The following is a 1,939-nucleotide window of genomic DNA, read 5'->3' as shown; positions in this document are numbered from 1 at the left end:
GGCTTCACACATGACCAGCCGGACCGGCTCTCCTATAGCATGCTGAGTGCCTGCATCGCATCGCGTTCGATGCGCGAGAGCTGGTGGAGGATGGAGCCGGCCTGCATGAGGTTCTTCGCGTCGCCGGATTCGCCTGCTGTCCCGATGAGTGCGGCCACTTGCGTCCAGAGGGTGGCGGCCTCGGTATACAGGCTGTGGCCAGTGCGCAGGTGGCTGCTGTCGATCAACTGGGCACACTCGGCGAGGAAGTCCCGGTAGAGATTGCGGAACAGGGCGCCGCCGGTGCCGGCCCTCTCCATGAGGATGGCGGCCCGTGGCAGGTCCTCCCGCGGATTGTCGCTGCGCTGCAGCCACTTCGGTACTTGCTTGGCGGTCTTCTCGATGCCCCGGTGGCCCAGGTTCGCGATGGGCGGGTCCAGGAAGGCGTTGGCGCAGGTCTTGATCGCGGGGATGATCCGCTCCTGTGGAGACGCCAGGTTGCCGGGCGCTGTGATGGTGAAGGAGCGGTGCTTGGCGGTCATGGGGCCGCGCTCGGCTCTGGCCCTGGCCAGGCCGGCGAGGCTGGTCGAGACGGCTCCGCCCTGCGGGCCGGTGTCCACCAGGTAGGCGTCCTGTTCGTCGTAGCCGTACATGGCCACGACGTGCCCGCCGAAGTGCACCTTGGTGCTGAAGTAGTCCAGGTGGTAACTGTCGAGCTGAAGGCCGACCGGCCGACCGGCGTCGATGGGTGCCGCCACGTTCTGCCATGCCTTGCGCGGGGAGGTGGTCTCCCCGACCAGCAGCTGAAGCCCGAGTACGGCGGCCAGGTTCCTGGTGAGCTCGAACGGCTTGACCCGGCCTCCCAAGAAGGGAAAACCCATGCCTTTGCTGTCCCAGTAGATGAAGGACAACCCGGAGCCAAGCCCGAACAGCATGGGCTCGGACAAGTCGAGTCCCTCATGGCGCAGCAGCACGCCCAGCGCCGTCGTCTCGCAGTGCTGCATACCGCGGACATCAATGTGCTTCACCATGGTCATGCCACTAATTCTCCTCCTCGCCAGTGGCGCAGACGGGCGTGCCACCGACAGCCGTCCGGAACGCCGGCCGCTGATGGTCACGACCGGGGTACGGCCGCGTCGGCCCCAGGTCGTCCCCTGGGCGGCCGTCGCGTGAAGCCCGTCTCGTCCTCGAAGCAGACGTAGCCCCCGCAGGCCGCCCGGGCCCTTTTACCTCCGCCCAGGTCGCCTCCTTCCAGCCGGTCACGGCCTGCTCGTCCCGTTCGGCGACGCGCCGTGCGGGGATCTGCGGGCTGAAGCCGAGCCGGTGCAGCAATCGGGTGGCGCCCGAGACGCTGTCGGAGACGTGGAACTTCCTGCCGATCAGCGTGGCCACCCTCGATGCAGTCCACACCTGATCCTCCACCCAGCCATGCGCTGCCGCCCTGCTCCAGATACCCAGCCAGCGCCGATCCCGCGCAGACGCGCGTCCCGTCCCGGTAGATTCACCCGGAGTCGACGCTTGTTCGGGTGGAGAGCTGGCACGTCCAGGGCTTCCATACGTCGGGCCCTCCTCCGTGCCACACGACGAGCGGGTGTTCAGCCACGGCCACCTCGCCCGGAGGCGCAAGCCCGGCCTGGCCGAGTAGCAGCATCAGGTCATGCAGGCCGTGCGCGGTGGCCAACAGTCTTCGCATCCACCTGCACTCGACGCCCGCCGACTCGTCGGGCGGGCGCACTCTCACGCGATGTTCATCCACGCCCTCACCCTCGCCTGCCACCACAGCGCCCGCACCTGATGTGACGGGCGCGTGCACGGTCACCCAGACGGCGATCGGCGCGTGTGAGGTGTCCGTGCGGAGCTGGGCTGCCCCGCTCTTGCCATGACCGGCGTCCCTGCATTTGGCGTCCGGGCGGGCAGCCGGGGCCGGCTGCTGTCGTGGCGCGGCCCCAGCTGCCGGGGG

General features: G+C 68.7%; 2 protein-coding genes. Both read right to left on the bottom strand.

Going from position 1 to position 1,939, the window contains the following annotated elements:
* Positions 1-32: 32 nt before the first annotated feature.
* Positions 33-1,016 carry a BtrH N-terminal domain-containing protein gene (locus tag ACFW2E_RS45990; RefSeq protein ID WP_384477909.1) on the bottom strand — a complete coding sequence of 328 codons (984 nt, stop codon included), beginning with the start codon at positions 1,014-1,016 and terminating at the stop codon, positions 33-35.
* Between the two features lie 4 nt (positions 1,017-1,020).
* The gene (locus ACFW2E_RS45985) at positions 1,021-1,371 is read right to left on the bottom strand and encodes a winged helix-turn-helix domain-containing protein (protein ID WP_384477912.1); all 351 of its coding nucleotides are present in this window, start codon (positions 1,369-1,371) and stop codon (positions 1,021-1,023) included.
* Between the last annotated feature and the right edge of the window lie 568 nt (positions 1,372-1,939).

It is taken from the genome of Streptomyces sp. NPDC058964 (genome assembly GCF_042741275.1).
In the GTDB taxonomy this organism is placed as follows: Bacteria; Actinomycetota; Actinomycetes; order Streptomycetales; family Streptomycetaceae; genus Streptomyces.
Note: the sequence above shows the minus strand (reverse complement) of the source record. Positions and strands in the feature narration are given on the sequence as shown.